This is a genomic window from Micromonospora sp. NPDC001898, from assembly GCF_042891255.1.
Lineage (GTDB): Bacteria > Actinomycetota > Actinomycetes > Mycobacteriales > Micromonosporaceae > Micromonospora.
Genome location: NZ_JBIATC010000002.1, coordinates 154,168 through 170,003, shown reverse-complemented (window position 1 = coordinate 170,003; position 15,836 = coordinate 154,168). Strand labels below are relative to the sequence as shown.

Below are 15,836 nucleotides of genomic sequence, written 5' to 3'. Positions count from 1 at the left end.
GCGCGGGGTCCGCCCATCGAGGCAGGGGCGGTGACAGGGCTTGCGCCGGCCGGGTGGGCGAGAACGCGCACTCGCCGACCCGGCCGCCTTCGTCGCCGGGCCACCGGACCAGGTGCTGCTACGAGGCGGCAGCCAAACGGAGTAACGGCTGAAGGGCGTCCAGGAGCGGACCGGGGTGGATCGGGACACCATTGGGGTCTTCCCCGGCCTCGAACTCGCCGATTTCCAGCCCGACGACGTCGAACCCGCTCATGGCGAGCGCGGCGGATCTGAGATCGCTGAGTGTGAGGCCGCCGGGCACGAGGTAGTCGGTGGGCACCGTGCCGGGCTCGAGGACGTCGCAATCGATGTGCACGTAGACCGGACGGCCGGCGATCGCGGCCCGCAACCTCTCCGCCAGGCCGGGGCCTACTTCGACCAGCGTGATCACGCCGTCATCGATCAAGGACTGTTCGGCCGGGTCGATGTCGCGTGCCCCACAGAGGATCGCGTTTTCTGGCTTCAGTCCCTGTCCCAGACCGGAGTCCCACATCCCGAGCGGGCCACTGAGGGCGAGGCCTCCGAGGTAGCCAGTGGTGGTGCTCTGGGGTGTGTTGAGGTCTGCGTGCGCGTCGAACCAGACGACCACCGCATCCGGGCGGTGCCTGGCGACGACCGGGAGCGTGGCCAGGGCGACCGCGCAGCGGCTCAGCGCTGTGACGGGAAGAGCGCCGTCGCGGAACAGTCCGTCGAAGTGCGCTGACATGGCGTGGAGCGCTGGTCGGGCCAGGGCCAGTTCCTCGTCCCAGTTTGCGCACAGTGCGGGCTGGGGCGACCCGATGACGACCGGCGCCGACCCCAGGCGAACTGCGAGTTCGGCTGCGATCATGCCCGATCCCCGCATGGCGTGGTCATTGTGGTCGCCGGCGCGGGCCGCGAAGTGGGTGATCACCGGTCCCGAGGCGTCGGAGGTGGACACGGGTTCTCGCTTTCACCAGAGAGTTGGCAGGGACGACCTGACGGTAGGAGCAGTCGAAGCGGTGACACAATGACCAGGTAGCGCACAATCTGCTGCATGTTCCAGCAGATTGCACAAGGGGAGAGGGCGAACTGCGTGCTGGATGATCTCGATCACCGACTGATCGCAGAGTTGCGTCACGACAGCCGTGCTCCGGTCGCTGCCCTGGCCCGGGTCCTCGGTGCGAACCGATCGACGGTGACAACGAGAATCGAGCGCCTCCGCGACTCCGGGGTGATCGAGGCGTTCACGGTTCGGCTGAGCAACGACGTCGACCGGGACGCCATCCGGGGCGTCACGATGGTCAGGCTCGAACCGAACCGTGGCCAGGACGTAGTGCGGGCGGTGCGGGGCTACCCCGAGGTCGAGACGCTGTTCTCCACGATCGGGGCCTGGGACCTGGTCCTACAGCTACGTGCCGCCTCACTGTCGGAGTTGGATCTCGCACTGGAGAGAATCCGTGGACTCGCGGGGGTCCTGGACACGCAGACGAGCCTGCTGTTCAACTCGCTGACGGGTGGCCGCTCAGCCGGTGGAGCAGACCGTCCGGCGGCGACCGCCGCAGGCGCGGTCAGCCGCGTAGGCGCAGGCCGCGGGGAGTCGCCCGGAAGCCGGCGGCGGTGAGCGCGTCGCGCAGCGGGGACGTGGAGATCGCCTCCCCGTCGGCCCGCTCCACCGAGATCGCCCCGAGCGCGCCGGAGTGCACCGCGTCGGCCAGGGCCTTGCCGGCCGCCGCGAGGGCGTCCGGGTCGTCGGCGAAGGAGAGGATCGTCCGCCCGCCGCGCTCGACGTAGAGCAGCAGGTCGCCCTCGACCAGCACGACCAGCGCGCCCGCCTTGCGGCCGGCCCGGTGCCCGGTGGCCGGGGCCGCCCCGTCGCCGGAGTCGACCACGCGCTCGGGCCAGGGCAGCGCCGCGCCGTACGGGTTGGCGGGGTCGGTGGCGGCGAGGACCAGGGCGGCCCCGCCCCGGCCCCGGCCAGGCCCGGCCGGGTCGGCGAGGGCGCGGATCCGCTCCACCGCCCCCGGCACCGCGAACTGGGCCGCGCCCAGCCCCTCCACGAAGTACCCCCGCCGGGCCGCGCCGCGCTCCTCCAGCGCCGACAGCACCGGGTACACGGCCGCGAAGCCGCCGGTGACCTGTTCGGCGACGACCGCGCCCCGGGTCACCACGCCGTGCCGCTCCAGCAGCACGTCGGCCAGGGCGGCGGCCCGCCGGGTGGGGTCCAGGTCCCGTTCCGGCAGGCGGGACCAGCGGCCGGCGACGGTGGGCGGGCCGGTGCGGCCGGGCAGCGCGACCCGGCCGGGGCGGCGGTACCGGGTGCGCGGGGCGGTCGGCCGGGACCGGTGCGCCCCGCCGCCGCCGAGCGCCGCCCGCAGCGGGGCGAGGGTGTCGTTGGTGAGGTGCCCGGCCCACACCAGGTCCCAGAGCGCGGCGGTCAGCGTGGCGTCGTCGGTGGACTCCACCCGGTCGGCCAGCGACCGGAAGAACAGCGCCTGCCCGTCGGCGAGCGCGTCCAGCACGGCGTCGTGCAGCGGGGTACGGGTCAACGCGTCGTCGGGCGGGGGCAGCAGCAGCGGCGCGGAGTCGGCGTACGCCAGGGTGACCCAGCCGTCGCCGCCGGAGATCGCCCCGGCCCCGGCCCAGACCACCTCGCCGCTGGCGCACAGCTCGTCGAGCTGGGCGGGGGAGTAGTCGGCGACCCGGCCGGGCAGCACCAGGCGTTCCAGCGCGGACGCCGGCACCACCGCGCCCTGCAACTGCTCGACGGCGGCGGCCAGCGCCTCCATTCCCCGCGCCGACGCCCCGACCTGCTGCCAGCGGGGCAGGAACGCGGCGAGGGCCCGGGGCGGCACCGGCTCGATCTCCCGGCGCAGCGCGGCCAGGGACCGGCGGCGCAGCAGCCGCAGCACCTCGGCGTCGCACCACTGGGTGCCCACGCTGTCGGGGGCGAACTCGCCGGACACCACTCGCCCGGTCGCGGCGAGCCGGCGCAGCGCCTGCTCCACCACGAACACCCCGAGCCCGAACCGGGCCGCGCAGGTGGCCGCGGCGAACGGGCCGTGGGTGCGGGCGTACCGGGCGACGAGGTCGCCGAGCGGGTCGGCCACCGGGGCGAGGTACGCCTCGGCCACCCCGACCGGCAGCGCCACGCCCAGCGCGTCGCGCAGCCGGGCGGCGTCCTCGACGATCACCCAGCGGTCCTCGCCGGCGATGCGCAACCGCAGCACCCGGCGGGCAGCCGCCAGTTCGGTGAGCCAGTCGACCGGGGCGCCGCGTTCGGCCAGCTCCGCCTCGGACAGGTCGCCGAGGGTGCGCAGCAGCTCGACGGCGTCCTCGGCGTCGCGGGGGCGGCGCTGCTCGGTGCGCCAGCGCAACTGACGCTCGGTCTCGGCGAGCACCGCCGGGTCGAGCAGCTCGCGCAGGTCGACCCGGCCGAGCAGCTCGCCGAGCAGAGCCGAGTCCAGCGCCAGGGCGGCGGCCCGCCGCTCGGCGAGGGGGGCGTCACCCTCGTAGAGGAACGCGCCGACGTACCCGAAAAGAAGCGACCGGGCGAACGGCGACGGCTGGGCCGTCTCCACCTCCACCAGGCGGACCTTGCGGGCGGCCAGGTCGCGCATCAGCCCGGCCAGCGCCGGCTGGTCGAAGACGTCCTGAAGGCACTCCCGGGCGGCCTCCAGGGTGACCGGGAAGTCGGCGTACTCGCGGGCCACGTCGAGGAGCTGGGCGGCGCGCTGGCGCTGCTGCCACAGCGGCTGCCGGCGGCGCGGGTCGCGGCGGGGCAGCAGCAGCGACCGGGCCGCGCACTCGCGGAACCGCGACGCGAACAGCGCGGACGTGCCGACCGACTCCTCGACGAGCTGGGTGATCTCGTCGGGCTCGAAGACCACCACGTCGGCCCCGGGCGGTTCCTCGGCGGTGTCGGGCAGCCGCACCACGATCCCGTCGTCCGACGGCATGACCTGGGCGTCGACGCCGTACCGCTCGGCCAGCCGGCGGGCGATCGCCAGCGCCCAGGGGCCGTTGACCCGGGCCCCGAGCACCGAGTGCACGGCGAGCCGCCAGTCGCCCAGCTCGTCGCGGAACCGCTCGACCAGCACCGTCCGGTCGTCCGGCAGGGACCGGGTGGCGGCCTGCTGCTCCCGCAGGTACGCCATCAGGTTCCCGGCGGCCCAGTCGTCCAGCCCACCGGCGCGCAGCGCGGCCACCGCCGCCTCGTCGCCGTGGCGCACCAGGGTGCGCACCCGGGCGCCGATGGCCCGGCCCAGCTCCACGGGGCGGCCGAGCTGGTCGCCCTTCCAGAACGGCATCCGCGCGGCCTGGCCGGGGGCGGGCGACACCAGCACCCGGTCGGGGGTGATCTCCTCGATCCGCCACGAGGACGAGCCGAGCAGGAACACGTCGCCGATGCGCGACTCGTAGACCATCTCCTCGTCCAGCTCGCCCACCCGGGCGGCCCGCTCCGCGCCGGCGAGGAAGACCCCGAACAGGCCCCGGTCGGGGATGGTGCCGCCGCTGGTGACGGCGAGCCGCTGCGCGCCGGGCCGGCCGGTGAGCACGTCGGCGGCCCGGTCCCAGACCAGCCGGGGCCGCAGCTCCGCGAACGCGGTCGACGGGTACCGGCCGGAGAGCATGTCCAGCACGGCGTGCAGCGCGGAGTCGGGCAACTCGGCGAAGGGCGCGGCCCGGCGGACCAGGACGGCCAGGTCGCCGACCCGCCACGGCTCCAGCGCGACCATCGCGACGATCTGCTGGGCCAGCACGTCGAGGGGGTTGCGCGGGTGGTGCAGCTCCTCGATCGCGCCGTCGGCCATCCGCCCGGCGACCACCGCGCAGGACAGCAGGTCGCCCCGGTGCTTCGGGAAGACCACGCCCCGGGAGACCGCGCCGACCTGGTGCCCGGCCCGGCCGACGCGTTGCAGGCCGGCGGCGACGCTGGGCGGGGCCTCGATCTGCACCACCAGGTCGACCGCGCCCATGTCGATGCCCAACTCCAGGCTGGAGGTGGCCACCACGGCGGGGAGCTGCCCGGACTTGAGCGCCTCCTCGATGTGCTTGCGCTCCTCCCGGGAGACGCTGCCGTGGTGGGCGCGGGCGATCACCGGGGCCGCCCCGGCCGCCGCGCCGGACTGGGCCATCACCTCGGCCGGCGGCCGGGCGGGGGATCTCGCCGGGGGTACGCGGCCCAGCTCCTCGGCGGCCAGCTCGTTGAGCCGGGCGCAGAGCCGCTCGGCGCTGCGCCGGGAGTTGGTGAAGACGATCGTCGAGCGGTGCGCCCGGATGAGGGCGAAGACCCGCTCCTCCACGGCCGGCCAGATCGAGGCCCGGCGCGGGCCGGGGCCGCCGAGGTCGTCGGCGGGCTGTTCCCGCTCGTCGAGGCGGGTCATGTCCTCCACCGGGACCTGGACGCTCACCTCGATGGTCTTGGCGCTGGGCGGCTGCACCACGTCGACCGGCCGGGCCCCGCCGAGGAACCGGGCGCAGGCGTCGACCGGCCGGACGGTGGCGGACAGGCCGATCCGCTGGGCGGGGGCGGGCAGCAGTTCGTCGAGGCGTTCCAGGGAGAGCGCGAGGTGCGCGCCGCGCTTGGACCCGGCGACCGCGTGCACCTCGTCGACGATGACCGTCTGCACGCCGCGCAGCGAGTCCCGCGCGGCGGAGGTGAGCAGCAGGAACAGCGACTCGGGGGTGGTGATGAGGATGTCCGGCGGGGTGCGGGCGAAGGCCCGCCGCTCGTCGGCGGGGGTGTCCCCGGTGCGCATCCCGACGGTGATCTCCGGCGGGGCCACGCCCAGCCGGGTGGCGGCCTGCCGGATGCCGGCGAGGGGGGCGCGCAGGTTGCGCTCGACGTCGACGGCGAGCGCCTTGAGCGGGCTGACGTAGAGCACCCGGCAGCGCTGCCGGGCCTCGGCCGGCGGCGGTGACCCGGCGAGCCGGTCCAGCGACCAGAGGAACGCCGCGAGGGTCTTGCCGGAGCCGGTGGGCGCGACGACCAGGGCGTTTCGGCCCGCCGCGACGGACCGCCAGGCACCGACCTGGGCGGCGGTGGGCGCGGCGAAGGCCGCGGTGAACCACTCCCGGGTCGCCGGGCCGAAGCCCGCGAGAACCCGTTGCGCCTCCACCGCGCCGAAGCCGGCCGTCACCTTCGCCACGCCCCCATCCTGCCTCGGGGATGAGACATCCACGCCGGCCCGGAGAGGCGGCGCACGCCCGAGCGGTCCGGGCGGCCACCCGGACGCGGCGAAATGTGCAGATAAAGGAGCGCTTGTTCCGTTAAGTCTTACTTAACTGCTTGCTCGCGCGCCGCAACGTAAAGTAACTTCACCGCAGTGCGAGGGTGAGGAGAGCGGATGGCCGTCGAGGAAGCAGGTGCCGGTTTCGGCACCGACGTGCTCATTCGCAAGGTCGACAGCCATCTTGCCGCACTCCGCGCCGGCCTGCACGGCCCCGAGCTGGAGCTGGCCGAGCGGCTCGCGAGCTGTCTGCGCGAGCTAGTCCGGCAGACCACCCAGTCCAGCGCGGCCGACCGGGGGCAGGTCCGCGCCGCCGTGCACTACTTCGTCCTGCGCCGGGAAAGCCGTGGGCGGCTGCTTCCCGTGCGCTCCCTCGCCGCCGCCCAGCGCGTGGTGAACAAGGTGGTGCTCCAGCTCGGCCGCCCCGACCTGCTGGTGGAGACCCGCCGCGACCCGCTGCTGGAGGACGGCCCCCGCCTGCGGTTCGAGACCCGCCCCGAACGCCGACCGCACGATTGTGCGAACCGGTGAACTCTTCGGAAAGGCTCAGTGTGTGGCGGCGTCGGTGAGGATTGTTTCGAGCCTTGTCCGGCATTCGGTGACGAAGGCGGGCCAGGTGTTCCAGTAATAGGAGATCCCACTGATGCCCACGGCAATGGCCCAGGCCTGAGCCCGGGCCCAGGTGAGATCGTCGAGGCTCGCGGCGTTCCAGTAGGCCTGTCGCGCTGGATGCGGCAGGTCCCAGATTGCGGCGTGCTCGGCAGCGGGGAAGCCGACGGAGAGACCCCCAAAATCGATGACGGCGTGCAGCCGGCCCTTCGCTACCAGGAGGTTGGAGGGCCTGAGGTCCCCGTGGAGCCACACGTGAGGGCCCGACGGCTCAGGCAGCCTAATTGCGGCGCGCCAGAGCTCTTCCAATGTTTCGACATCGAGTCCGGTGTCAATGGTGGCCCGGCATTCCTCGAAACAGGTGCTGATCCACTCGTCGCAGGCGTTCAGGCTGCCTCCGCGGTACCAGCTCAGTTCACCAGCCCGAGCTGCACCCATGAGGTCGATGTTGTGCAGCTCGTGGACAAACGTCGCGAGCTCGGTTCCGAAAGCGGCCCAGTCCCGGACGGTGTCCGGGTCGACTTCGGCCCCGTCGATCCAGCGGTAGATCGACCAGGGCAACGGGAACTCGGGGGCTGGCGTGCCGGCGGCGACCGGCTCCGGGATCCGATGCGTCAGAAGTGGCCCCAGCCGTGGGAGCCACGTCCGCTCCTTGTTCAGGGACCGAGCCTTGTCGGCTGTTCGCGGAAGCCGGACGAGTAGATCGTTTCCCAGCCGATACATGGTGTTGTCCGTGCCGGCACCTGCCGGCGACAGTGACAGCGAAGCCCAGTCGGGGTGCTGAATCTGCAGAAGTGACCTGACGACTTCCTCGTCGACCGGGATCTCGTCTTCGTGAAGCATCACGCCACAGATCCTTCCGTCGGAGGAGACACAAGACCAGCCAATTCTCGGCAGAGTCGTCTGGCCTCAGCCGGCTGAGCTGGGGTTGACGGCGCAGGGCCCCGGCGAAGTCGTGAGGGTCTCCGGCTTGGCGGGCCCCAGGGGATACACGCGCTGCCGGCACCATCGGCCCCTGCCGGGTCGGTCTGTCCTGCGTTGGTCCCTATGGAGCTGCCCCGTTTGTGCTGTCGGTGGAGTGGGAGCGTGGGCGGGGCAGCTCCATAGGGGCCGAAGGGCAGGTCCCCGACCGGTCCCGCCGCCGGACCCGCCGGCCGTCCCGCGCCGGCCACGAAACAGGCCCCCGGCGTATGCCGAGGGCCTGCGGGTCGAGTGGGGTCAGCCGCCGCTCTTCGCCAGGTCGACGAAGCCGCGCCACGCGGCCGGCGAGAAGGAGAGGGTGCCGCCGTCGCGGTCCTTAGTGTCACGGACGAGGACGACGCCGGGCAGGTTGTCGGCGACCTCGACGCAGTCGCCGCCGTTGCCGCCGCTCCTGGTGCTCTTGCGCCACTGCGGGCCGGTCATGTCCATGCTGCTGCCGCTTCCCTCAAAAGGTCCAGGGACTGCGACCGGGACAGGGCCTCACCCCGGATGCGTTCCCACCGTCGTTCGAGGGTAGCAAGTTGGGACGCCTGATCGATGATGTGTGCCTGGGCCTGGCTGTCCACGTGGGCCACCCGCGCCCCGCCGGGAAGCTCGGCGATCGTGAATGGGCCGTCGAGCCCCGGATAGGTCGGGGCGTCGCGGGGAACGATGTGCAGTTGGACGGTCGGAAGCTCCGCGCAGGTCACCAGGTGGGCGAGCTGTGCCTTCATGGCCGCCCGCCCTCCGGCCGTCGCCCGGCGGATCACCTGCTCGTCGATGACGACGACGGTCATGGGTGCCCGGTCACAGGTGAGGATCGCCTGCCGGTCGATGCGGGCCCCGACCAGGTCGCCGACCTCGGCCGGCGACAATGGCTGCCCGTGGAACGTGGCGCGCGCGTACGCCTCGGTCTGTAACAGGCCCGGCACCCACGCGAGCTGGAAGGCCCGCAGCGCGACCGCCTCGCGCTCGATGTCGACCCACGGCCGGAACCACACCGGTTCCCGGCGCAGGGCATCCGGCCACAGCTCGGCAACGTCCTTTCCGAGTATCTTCGCAATTTCGGCACGATGCCGGGTCTGCGGAATGCGCCCCGGGTTGGCCCAGCGGGCGACGGTCTTCGGGTGAATCCCTATGCGACCGGCCAGGCTTTCGGAGGTCTCGCACGCCTCGGCGAGGGCTGCGACGAACGCATGGTTCATGCCTGAGTCCCTTCAAGAGCAAACAGAACGTCCGAAGGAAATAATCTAACGCTGTGTGATTGTTTGGCAACCCTCGGCAGGCTGTCGTCAGGACAGCGTGGGTTGGCAGGCGAGGAGTGCGCCCCGGCCCGCGTTCGTCGAGGGGGTCGCCCGGTCGGTCCTGCGCACGAAGCGCGGGCGGCCCCCTCTCCAATCTCCACGGACAGGGGAAGCGCCGTGTCGAACCGAGAAGAACTCCACCCGCGGAGGGCGGCGGTGACCGCCCGACCGATCCACCCGGGTGACGTGCTGCACCTGACCCGCGCCGCGAGCCCGCAGTTCGTCAAGCCGATCACCGTGCGGGTCATCCGCGAGATGAAGGACCAGCACACGTACCACGGTTGGACGTGGGTCGAGGCCTACGAGCTGAACGCCGCGGGTGACGCGGTCGCGAAGCGCGAGCTGTTCGTGCTGCGCGAAGGGCTGCGCCGGCTCGCCGTACCCCTGCGGCAGGCCACGCCGGCCCGGGGTGCGAGCCCCACCCGGGTGTCCTGATGCCCCGCGCGCACCTGCCGATGCGGCCCGCCTGGCTGTCCCTGGCGCCACTGGCCGCCCGCCGACGCCCCTGAATTCCGGCAAAACCGCCCATAGGGCCGCGAACTGGCGTCTGATCGCTCATAGGCGCTTCCCTCGGCGCGCACGGCTGCCACCTCGACCGGGAGCTCGGGTGCTCGTACTGCTGATCCTCCACCTCGTGGCGGCGCTCGTCGCGCCGCTGCTGGTCCGGTGGTGGGGGCCGCGGGCCTGCTACCCGTTGGCGCTCGCGCCGGCCGCCGCGTTCGGCTGGGCGCTGGCCCGCACGCCTGCGGTGCGCGACGGCGGCGCGGTGGTCGAGACGTACCCCTGGGTGCCGCAGCTGCGGCTGGAGCTGGCGTTCCGGATGACCACCCTGTCCTGGCTGATGACCCTGCTGGTCGGCGGCGTGGGGGCGCTGGTGCTGGTCTACTGCGCCCGGTACTTCTCCGCCGGGTCGCGGGGGCTGGCCCGGTTCGCCGCCGTGCTGGTGGCCTTCGCCGGCGCGATGCTCGCCCTGGTGCTCTCCGACGACCTGCTGCTGCTCTATGTCTGCTGGGAGCTGACCACGATCTTCTCGTACCTGCTGATCGGGCACAGCACCGAGCGGCGGTCCAGCCGCTGGGCCGCCGCCCAGGCGCTCATGGTGACCACCCTCGGCGGGCTGGCCATGCTGGTCGGGTTCCTGATGCTCGGCCGGCACGCCGACGGGTACCGCTGGTCCGCCATCGCGGCGGCCGACCTGCCGCACGGCGGCTACCTGGCCACGGCCGTGCTGCTGGTGCTGGCCGGGGCACTGAGCAAGTCGGCGGTGCTGCCGTTCAGCTCCTGGCTTCCTGCGGCGATGGCCGCGCCCACGCCGGTCAGCGCGTACCTGCACGCGGCGGCGATGGTGAAGGCCGGCGTCTACCTGCTCGGGCTGCTCGCCCCGGTGCTCGCGGCGGCCGGCCCGTGGCGTCCCGTGGTGGTCACCGCCGGGCTGCTCACCATGCTGGCCGGCGGGTGGGCGGCGCTGCGCCAGACCGACCTGAAGCTGCTGCTGGCGTACGGCACGGTCAGCCAGCTCGGCCTGCTCACCGTGGTGCTCGGGGCGGGCACCCCGCAGGCCGCGCTGGCCGGCACCGCGATGCTGCTCGCCCACGCCCTGTTCAAGGCGGCGCTCTTCCTCGTCGTCGGCGCGATCGACCACACCACCGGCACCCGGGACCTGCGGGAGCTGTCCGGGCTCCGCCGGCACGCCCCGCTGCTGGCCACGGTCGGGACGCTCGCCGCGGCCTCGATGGCCGGGGTGCCCCCGCTGGTCGGCTTCGTCGCCAAGGAGGCGGTGCTCGCCGCGTTCACCGACCATCCGCTGGTCCTCGCCGGGCTGGTCGCCGGGACCGTGCTGACCGTCGCCTACAGCGCCCGCTTCGTCTGGGGAGCGTTCGCCGACCGGCCGCCCGTCGCGCCCGTCGAGCCGGACCCGGTCCCCGTCGCCATGCTGGGGCCGCCGGCCCTGCTGGCCGTCGCCGGGCTCGTCGTCGGGCTGCTCGCCGGCCCGCTGGGCCGCCTGCTGCGCCCGTACGCCGAGCTGCTCGGCCCGGTCGACGAGGGCCTCGCGCTGTGGCACGGGCCGACCGCCGCGCTCGGCCTCTCCGCCCTGGCACTCGGCGGCGGCGCGGTGCTGTTCGCGCTGCGCGGACCGCTCGCCCCCGTGGTGCAGCGGGTCCGCGCGCCGGTGGACGGCGCCCGGGGGTACGAGTGGCTGACCCACCAGTTCGACCGGCTCGCCATCGAGGTCACCAGCGTCACCCAGCGCGGATCCCTGCCCCAGTACCTCGGCACCATCCTGATCGTCCTGGTGGTCGTGCCCGGCGGGGCGATGCTGGCGGCGCGCCCCTGGCGGCAGGGGATCGTCTTCTGGGAGAACCCGTTGCAACTGATGGTGGGGCTGGTCATCGTGGTGGCCGCGTTGGTGGCCGTCGGCGCCCGCCGCCGGCTCACCGCGATGTTGCTGGTCGGGGTCACCGGCTACGGCATCGCGATGCTGTTCGTCCTGCACGGCGCGCCGGACCTGGCGCTGACGCAGTTTCTGGTGGAGAGCTCCACCATCGCGGTCTTCGTGCTCGTGCTGCGCCGGCTGCCCGAGCGGTTCTCCGCCCGTCCGCTGCGCCGCAGTCGCTGGGTACGCCGCTCGATCGGCGTGGCCGTCGGCGTGGTGCTCGGCGGGTTCTCCCTGGTCGCGGCCGGGGCCCGGACCGCGCCGCCGATCTCGTTGGCCTTCCCGGACCTGGCGGTCGCCGCCGGGTACGGGCGCAACGTCGTCAACGTGACCCTGGTCGACATCCGGGCCTGGGACACCATGGGCGAGATCTCGGTGCTGGTGGTGGCCGCGACCGGGGTGGCCAGCCTGATCTTCGAGCGCTCCCGGACCGGTCCCCGCCCGCGCCGCCCCCGACGCCCCGAGACGCTCCGCCACCCGGGGCCGCAGCGGCCGGTCTGGCTGCGCGGCGGGCCGACCCTGCGGGAGCACCGCCGATCGATCGTCTTCGAGGTGGTCACCCGGCTGCTCTTCCACACCATCGTGCTGTTCTCCCTGTTCCTGCTCTTCGCCGGTCACAACGCGCCGGGCGGCGGCTTCTCCGGCGGCCTGGTGGCCAGCCTCGCCCTGGTCGTGCGCTACCTGGCCGGCGGCCGGTACGAGCTGGCCGAGGCGGCCCCGGTCTCCGCGGGCACGATTCTCGGCGCGGGCCTGGCCGTGTCGGTCGGCACCGGCGTGGCCGCCCTCGTCGCCGGCCGGTCCGTGCTGGAGAGCGTGAAGATCGACCTCATGCTGCCCGGCGTCGGAGACCTCCACGTCGTCTCGTCGCTCCTCTTCGACATCGGCGTCTATCTGATCGTGGTCGGCCTGATGCTGGACATCCTGCGCAGCCTCGGCGCGGAGATCGACCGGCACATCGAGGCGGCCGGCCAGCGCGAGCGAGGGCTGGTCGTCGACCAGAAGGGGAAGCTGCGGTGAACGGAACCGGGACGACCATGGTGCTGGTGGTGGTCGTCGGCGTGCTCGCCGGCACCGGCGTCACCCTGCTGCTGGAGCGCAGCCTGACCCGCATCCTGCTCGGCGTCATCCTGCTCGGCAACGGGGTGAACCTGCTGGTCCTGCTCGGTGGCCGGTCCGGTGCGGCCCCGGTGGTCGGCACCGGCCCGGTCGACCGGATGAGCGACCCGCTGACGCAGGCGATGGTGCTCACCGCCATCGTGATCACCTTCGGGCTCACCGCGTTCCTGCTCGCGGTCGCGTACCGCAGCTGGTACCTACAGGGCAACGACGAGGTGCAGGACGACCTGGAGGACCGCCAGGTCGCCGAGTTGGCCGCCCGCAACGAGCTGCCCGCGCCCGACCTCGGCGGCGAGGGGCCGGACAACGACCCGGAGCAGGTCGCCCCGGAGCCGCACCTGCGCCGCCTGCGGCGGACGGAGGAGCCGTGACCGGTCACCAGGCGCTCGTGCCGCTGCCGGTGGTGGTGCCCCTGTTGGGCGCCGCGCTCACCCTGCTGCTGACCAACCGGCCCCGGCTGCAACGCGACGTCAGCGTGGTCGGGTTGAGCACCAGCCTGGTGGTCGCCGTGGTGCTGCTGGTCGAGGCGTACCGGCACGGGCCGGTGGTGGTGCGGATCGGCGGATGGCCCCCACCGGTGGGGATCGTGCTGGTGGCCGACCAGCTCGCCGCGCTGATGGTGGTGGTCTCCTTGGCGGTGACGCTGTGCGTGCTGCTCTACTCGATCGGCCAGGGGCAGGGGGAGACCGGCGAGTCGGCCCCGCTGACCATCTACCACCCCACCTACCTGGTGCTCACCGCCGGCGTGACCAACGCCTTCCTCGCCGGCGACCTGTTCAACCTCTTCGTCGGCTTCGAGATCCTGCTGGCCGCGAGCTTCGTGCTGATCACGCTCGGCGGCACGGAGGTCCGGATCCGTACCGGGTCGATGTACGTGGTGGTCAGCATCCTGTCCTCGATGATCTTCCTGGCCGGGGTGGGCCTGGTGTACGCGGCCACCGGCACCCTCAACATGGCCCAGCTCGCCCAGCGGCTCGACGGGCTGCCGGACAACGTACGGCTCTGCCTCCAGCTCATGCTGCTGCTGGCGTTCGGGATCAAGGCGGCGGTGTTCCCGCTGTCGGCCTGGCTGCCGGACAGCTACCCGACCGCGCCCGCGCCGGTCACCGCGGTCTTCGCCGGCCTGCTCACCAAGGTCGGCGTGTACGCGATCATCCGCACCGAGACCCTGCTCTTCCCCGGCGGCCAGGTCTCCGGGCTGCTGATGGTGGTGGCCGGGCTGTCCATGGTGATCGGCATCCTCGGCGCGGTCGCCCAGTCGGACATCAAGCGGATCTTCTCGTTCACGCTGGTCAGCCACATCGGCTACATGATCTTCGGGGTGGCGTTGAGCACCGTCGCCGGGCTGGCCGGGGCGATCTTCTACGTGGCGCACCACATCACCATCCAGACCACCCTGTTCCTGGTCGCCGGGCTGGTCGAGGAGCGGGCCGGCAGCACCGACCTGCGCCGGCTCGGCGGGCTGGCCCGGGTCGCCCCGCTGCTCGCGGTGCTCTTCTTCGTGCCCGCGATGAACCTCGCCGGCATCCCGCCGTTCTCCGGGTTCCTCGGCAAGTTGGGCCTGCTCCAGGCCGGGGTGGCGGTCGGCGGCCCGCTGCCCTGGGCGCTGGTCGCCGCCGGCACCGCCACCAGCCTGGTCACCCTCTACGCCGCGTCCCGGGTATGGAGCATCGTGTTCTGGCGGGAGCCCCAACTGGCCACCACCGAGCCGACGGTCCGGCTGCCCGCCCTGATGGTCGGCGCCACCGCCGCCCTGGTGGTGCTGGGGCTGGTGTTCACCGTCGCCGCCGGTCCGCTGTTCGGGGTCAGCACCGACGCGGCCACCGACCTGCGGGCCCGCACCCCGTACGTGCGGGCCGTGCTTCCCGGCGGCGTGCCGTGACCGGGGCCCGGCGCCCGGCCGCCTCCGGCGACCCGTGGCCCGCGGGCGGGCCGGTCCCCGGGCGGGACGGGCCGGTGGCCCGGGGCCGGCGCCGGGCCGCGCGGTGGCAGGACCGGCTGACGGCCCTCGCCTGGATGGTCGGGGTCTGGAACCTGCTCTGGGGCCGGCCCTCCTGGGGCAACCTGCTGGGCGGGCTGCTGGTCGGCGTGGCCGTGCTGGTGTTTTTCCCGCTGCCGCCGGTCACCTTCGGCGGCCGGCTGCGCCCCTGGGCGCTGCTCGTGCTGGCGGGCCGGTTCGTCACGGAACTGGTCGGCGCCAGCATCCACGTGGCCCGCGTCGCCGTGCAGCCCGGCTACCTGCCCCGGGGCGCCATCATCGCGGTACGCCTGCGGGTGCGCACCGACCTGAACCTGGCGCTGACCGCCGAGGCGATCTCGCTGGTCCCCGGCACCCTGATCATCGAGGTCGACCGGGAACGCGGCCTGCTCTACGTGCACGTGCTCGACGTACGCGGCCCGGCGGACCTGACCGACAGCCGGGCCCGGGTCCTCGCCACCGAGGCCAGGATCGTCCGCGCGATCGGTTCCGCCGCCGAACTCCGGCTGCTGGACACCCCGGCCCCGGACGTGCCCGCCCCGGCCGGCGCGGATCCCGACCCTCCCACCGACAGGGGGCCAGACCAGTGACCTTGCTGCTCGCCGCCGTGCTCGCCGTGCTCTTCTCGGTGACCGCGCTGCTCGCGTTGACCCGGCTGTATCGCGGCCCCTCGCTGCTGGACCGCGTGGTCGCGGCCGACGTGCTGCTCAACACGATGGCCGGCGCGGTCGGGGCGGAGGCGGCGGTCAACCGGCACGCCACCACCCTGCCGGTGCTCGTGGTGCTGTCCCTGCTCGGCTTCGTCGGTGCGGTGGCCGTGGTCCGCTTCGCCGTCCGGGAGGAGTCGTGAGCGCGGGCGCCGTCGCCGACTGGCTGGGCGCGGCCTGCCTGGTCGCCGGCGGACTGCTCAGCCTCGCCGCCGGGATCGGCGTGCTGCGCTTTCCGGACGTGCTCGACCGGATGCACGCGGCCACCAAGCCACAGGTGCTCGGCGTGCTGCTGCTGCTCGTCGGGGTGGCGTTGCGGCTGCGTACGACGTCCGACATCGGCATGATCGTCCTGGTCGCGGTCTTCCAGTTGGCCACCGCGCCGGTCGCCGCCCAGATGGTCGGCCGGGCCGCGTACCGCTCGGGCCGGGTCGACCGTTCCCTGCTCGACGTCGACGAACTCGCCGAGGAGCGGTGAGGGCGTCCCTCAGCGGGCGC

At 73.5% G+C, this 15,836-nt stretch carries 14 protein-coding genes; 9 read left to right on the top strand and 5 right to left on the bottom strand.

Annotation, left to right across the window (positions count from 1 at the left end; translation table 11 throughout):
* Positions 1 to 118: 118 nt before the first annotated feature.
* Positions 119 to 958, bottom strand: a complete 840-nt coding sequence (locus tag ACFYZF_RS05460; protein WP_387016305.1) for an arginase family protein — start codon at positions 956 to 958, stop codon at positions 119 to 121.
* A gap of 96 nt (positions 959 to 1,054) precedes the next feature.
* Between ACFYZF_RS05460 and ACFYZF_RS05455 the strand changes: the two genes are divergently transcribed.
* Complete coding sequence (locus tag ACFYZF_RS05455) at positions 1,055 to 1,621, top strand: Lrp/AsnC family transcriptional regulator (RefSeq protein ID WP_387016304.1); 567 nt, start codon at positions 1,055 to 1,057, stop codon at positions 1,619 to 1,621.
* Here ACFYZF_RS05455 and ACFYZF_RS05450 read toward each other — a convergent pair.
* Positions 1,569 to 6,149, bottom strand: a complete 4,581-nt coding sequence (locus ACFYZF_RS05450; protein ID WP_387016302.1) for an ATP-dependent helicase — start codon at positions 6,147 to 6,149, stop codon at positions 1,569 to 1,571. The genes ACFYZF_RS05455 and ACFYZF_RS05450 overlap by 53 nt on opposite strands.
* 198 nt (positions 6,150 to 6,347) lie before the next feature.
* Between ACFYZF_RS05450 and ACFYZF_RS05445 the strand changes: the two genes are divergently transcribed.
* The gene (locus ACFYZF_RS05445; protein WP_387016300.1) at positions 6,348 to 6,761 is read left to right on the top strand and encodes a hypothetical protein; all 414 of its coding nucleotides are present in this window, start codon (positions 6,348 to 6,350) and stop codon (positions 6,759 to 6,761) included.
* 15 nt (positions 6,762 to 6,776) lie between these two features.
* Here ACFYZF_RS05445 and ACFYZF_RS05440 read toward each other — a convergent pair whose 3' ends face one another.
* The 3 genes from ACFYZF_RS05440 to ACFYZF_RS05430 all read right to left on the bottom strand — a co-directional run bounded on the left by ACFYZF_RS05440 (position 6,777) and on the right by ACFYZF_RS05430 (position 9,004).
* The gene (locus tag ACFYZF_RS05440) at positions 6,777 to 7,682 is read right to left on the bottom strand and encodes an aminoglycoside phosphotransferase family protein (RefSeq protein ID WP_387017095.1); all 906 of its coding nucleotides are present in this window, start codon (positions 7,680 to 7,682) and stop codon (positions 6,777 to 6,779) included.
* A gap of 375 nt (positions 7,683 to 8,057) precedes the next feature.
* Positions 8,058 to 8,243, bottom strand: coding sequence for a DUF397 domain-containing protein (locus tag ACFYZF_RS05435; protein ID WP_387016299.1), 186 nt, complete (start codon positions 8,241 to 8,243; stop codon positions 8,058 to 8,060).
* Complete coding sequence (locus tag ACFYZF_RS05430; RefSeq protein WP_387016298.1) at positions 8,240 to 9,004, bottom strand: Scr1 family TA system antitoxin-like transcriptional regulator; 765 nt, start codon at positions 9,002 to 9,004, stop codon at positions 8,240 to 8,242. The genes ACFYZF_RS05435 and ACFYZF_RS05430 overlap by 4 nt, the downstream gene beginning before the upstream one ends.
* Before the next feature lie 255 nt (positions 9,005 to 9,259).
* Between ACFYZF_RS05430 and ACFYZF_RS05425 the strand changes: the two genes are divergently transcribed.
* The 7 genes from ACFYZF_RS05425 to mnhG all read left to right on the top strand — a co-directional run bounded on the left by ACFYZF_RS05425 (position 9,260) and on the right by mnhG (position 15,816).
* A complete protein-coding gene (locus tag ACFYZF_RS05425) occupies positions 9,260 to 9,538 on the top strand; it encodes a hypothetical protein (RefSeq protein ID WP_387016296.1) in 279 nt (92 codons plus the stop codon).
* 172 nt (positions 9,539 to 9,710) lie between these two features.
* Positions 9,711 to 12,554: a Na+/H+ antiporter subunit A gene (locus tag ACFYZF_RS05420; protein WP_387016294.1), complete on the top strand. Its 2,844-nt coding sequence runs from the start codon at positions 9,711 to 9,713 to the stop codon at positions 12,552 to 12,554.
* Positions 12,555 to 12,571: 17 nt separating this feature from the next.
* Positions 12,572 to 13,024 carry a Na(+)/H(+) antiporter subunit C gene (locus ACFYZF_RS05415; protein ID WP_350885398.1) on the top strand — a complete coding sequence of 151 codons (453 nt, stop codon included), beginning with the start codon at positions 12,572 to 12,574 and terminating at the stop codon, positions 13,022 to 13,024.
* Entirely contained in the window at positions 13,021 to 14,535 is a 1,515-nt protein-coding gene (locus tag ACFYZF_RS05410) for a Na+/H+ antiporter subunit D (RefSeq protein ID WP_387016292.1), read from the top strand. Before ACFYZF_RS05415 ends, ACFYZF_RS05410 begins: the two co-directional genes overlap by 4 nt.
* Positions 14,532 to 15,221 carry a Na+/H+ antiporter subunit E gene (locus tag ACFYZF_RS05405; RefSeq protein WP_387016290.1) on the top strand — a complete coding sequence of 230 codons (690 nt, stop codon included), beginning with the start codon at positions 14,532 to 14,534 and terminating at the stop codon, positions 15,219 to 15,221. The genes ACFYZF_RS05410 and ACFYZF_RS05405 overlap by 4 nt, the downstream gene beginning before the upstream one ends.
* Positions 15,218 to 15,481, top strand: a complete 264-nt coding sequence (locus ACFYZF_RS05400; RefSeq protein ID WP_387016289.1) for a monovalent cation/H+ antiporter complex subunit F — start codon at positions 15,218 to 15,220, stop codon at positions 15,479 to 15,481. The genes ACFYZF_RS05405 and ACFYZF_RS05400 overlap by 4 nt, the downstream gene beginning before the upstream one ends.
* Entirely contained in the window at positions 15,478 to 15,816 is a 339-nt protein-coding gene (mnhG, locus tag ACFYZF_RS05395; RefSeq protein WP_387016287.1) for a monovalent cation/H(+) antiporter subunit G, read from the top strand. Before ACFYZF_RS05400 ends, mnhG begins: the two co-directional genes overlap by 4 nt.
* The last annotated feature ends 20 nt before the right edge of the window (positions 15,817 to 15,836 follow it).

Coding starts and splice junctions, on each gene's coding strand:
- ACFYZF_RS05455 (WP_387016304.1), top strand. CDS start 1,055: ATGTTCCAGCAGATTGCACAAGGGGAGAGGGCGAACTGCGTGCTGGAT.
- ACFYZF_RS05445 (WP_387016300.1), top strand. CDS start 6,348: ATGGCCGTCGAGGAAGCAGGTGCCGGTTTCGGCACCGACGTGCTCATT.
- ACFYZF_RS05440 (WP_387017095.1), bottom strand. CDS start 7,682: ATGCTTCACGAAGACGAGATCCCGGTCGACGAGGAAGTCGTCAGGTCA.
- ACFYZF_RS05435 (WP_387016299.1), bottom strand. CDS start 8,243: ATGACCGGCCCGCAGTGGCGCAAGAGCACCAGGAGCGGCGGCAACGGC.
- ACFYZF_RS05430 (WP_387016298.1), bottom strand. CDS start 9,004: ATGAACCATGCGTTCGTCGCAGCCCTCGCCGAGGCGTGCGAGACCTCC.
- ACFYZF_RS05415 (WP_350885398.1), top strand. CDS start 12,572: ATGGTGCTGGTGGTGGTCGTCGGCGTGCTCGCCGGCACCGGCGTCACC.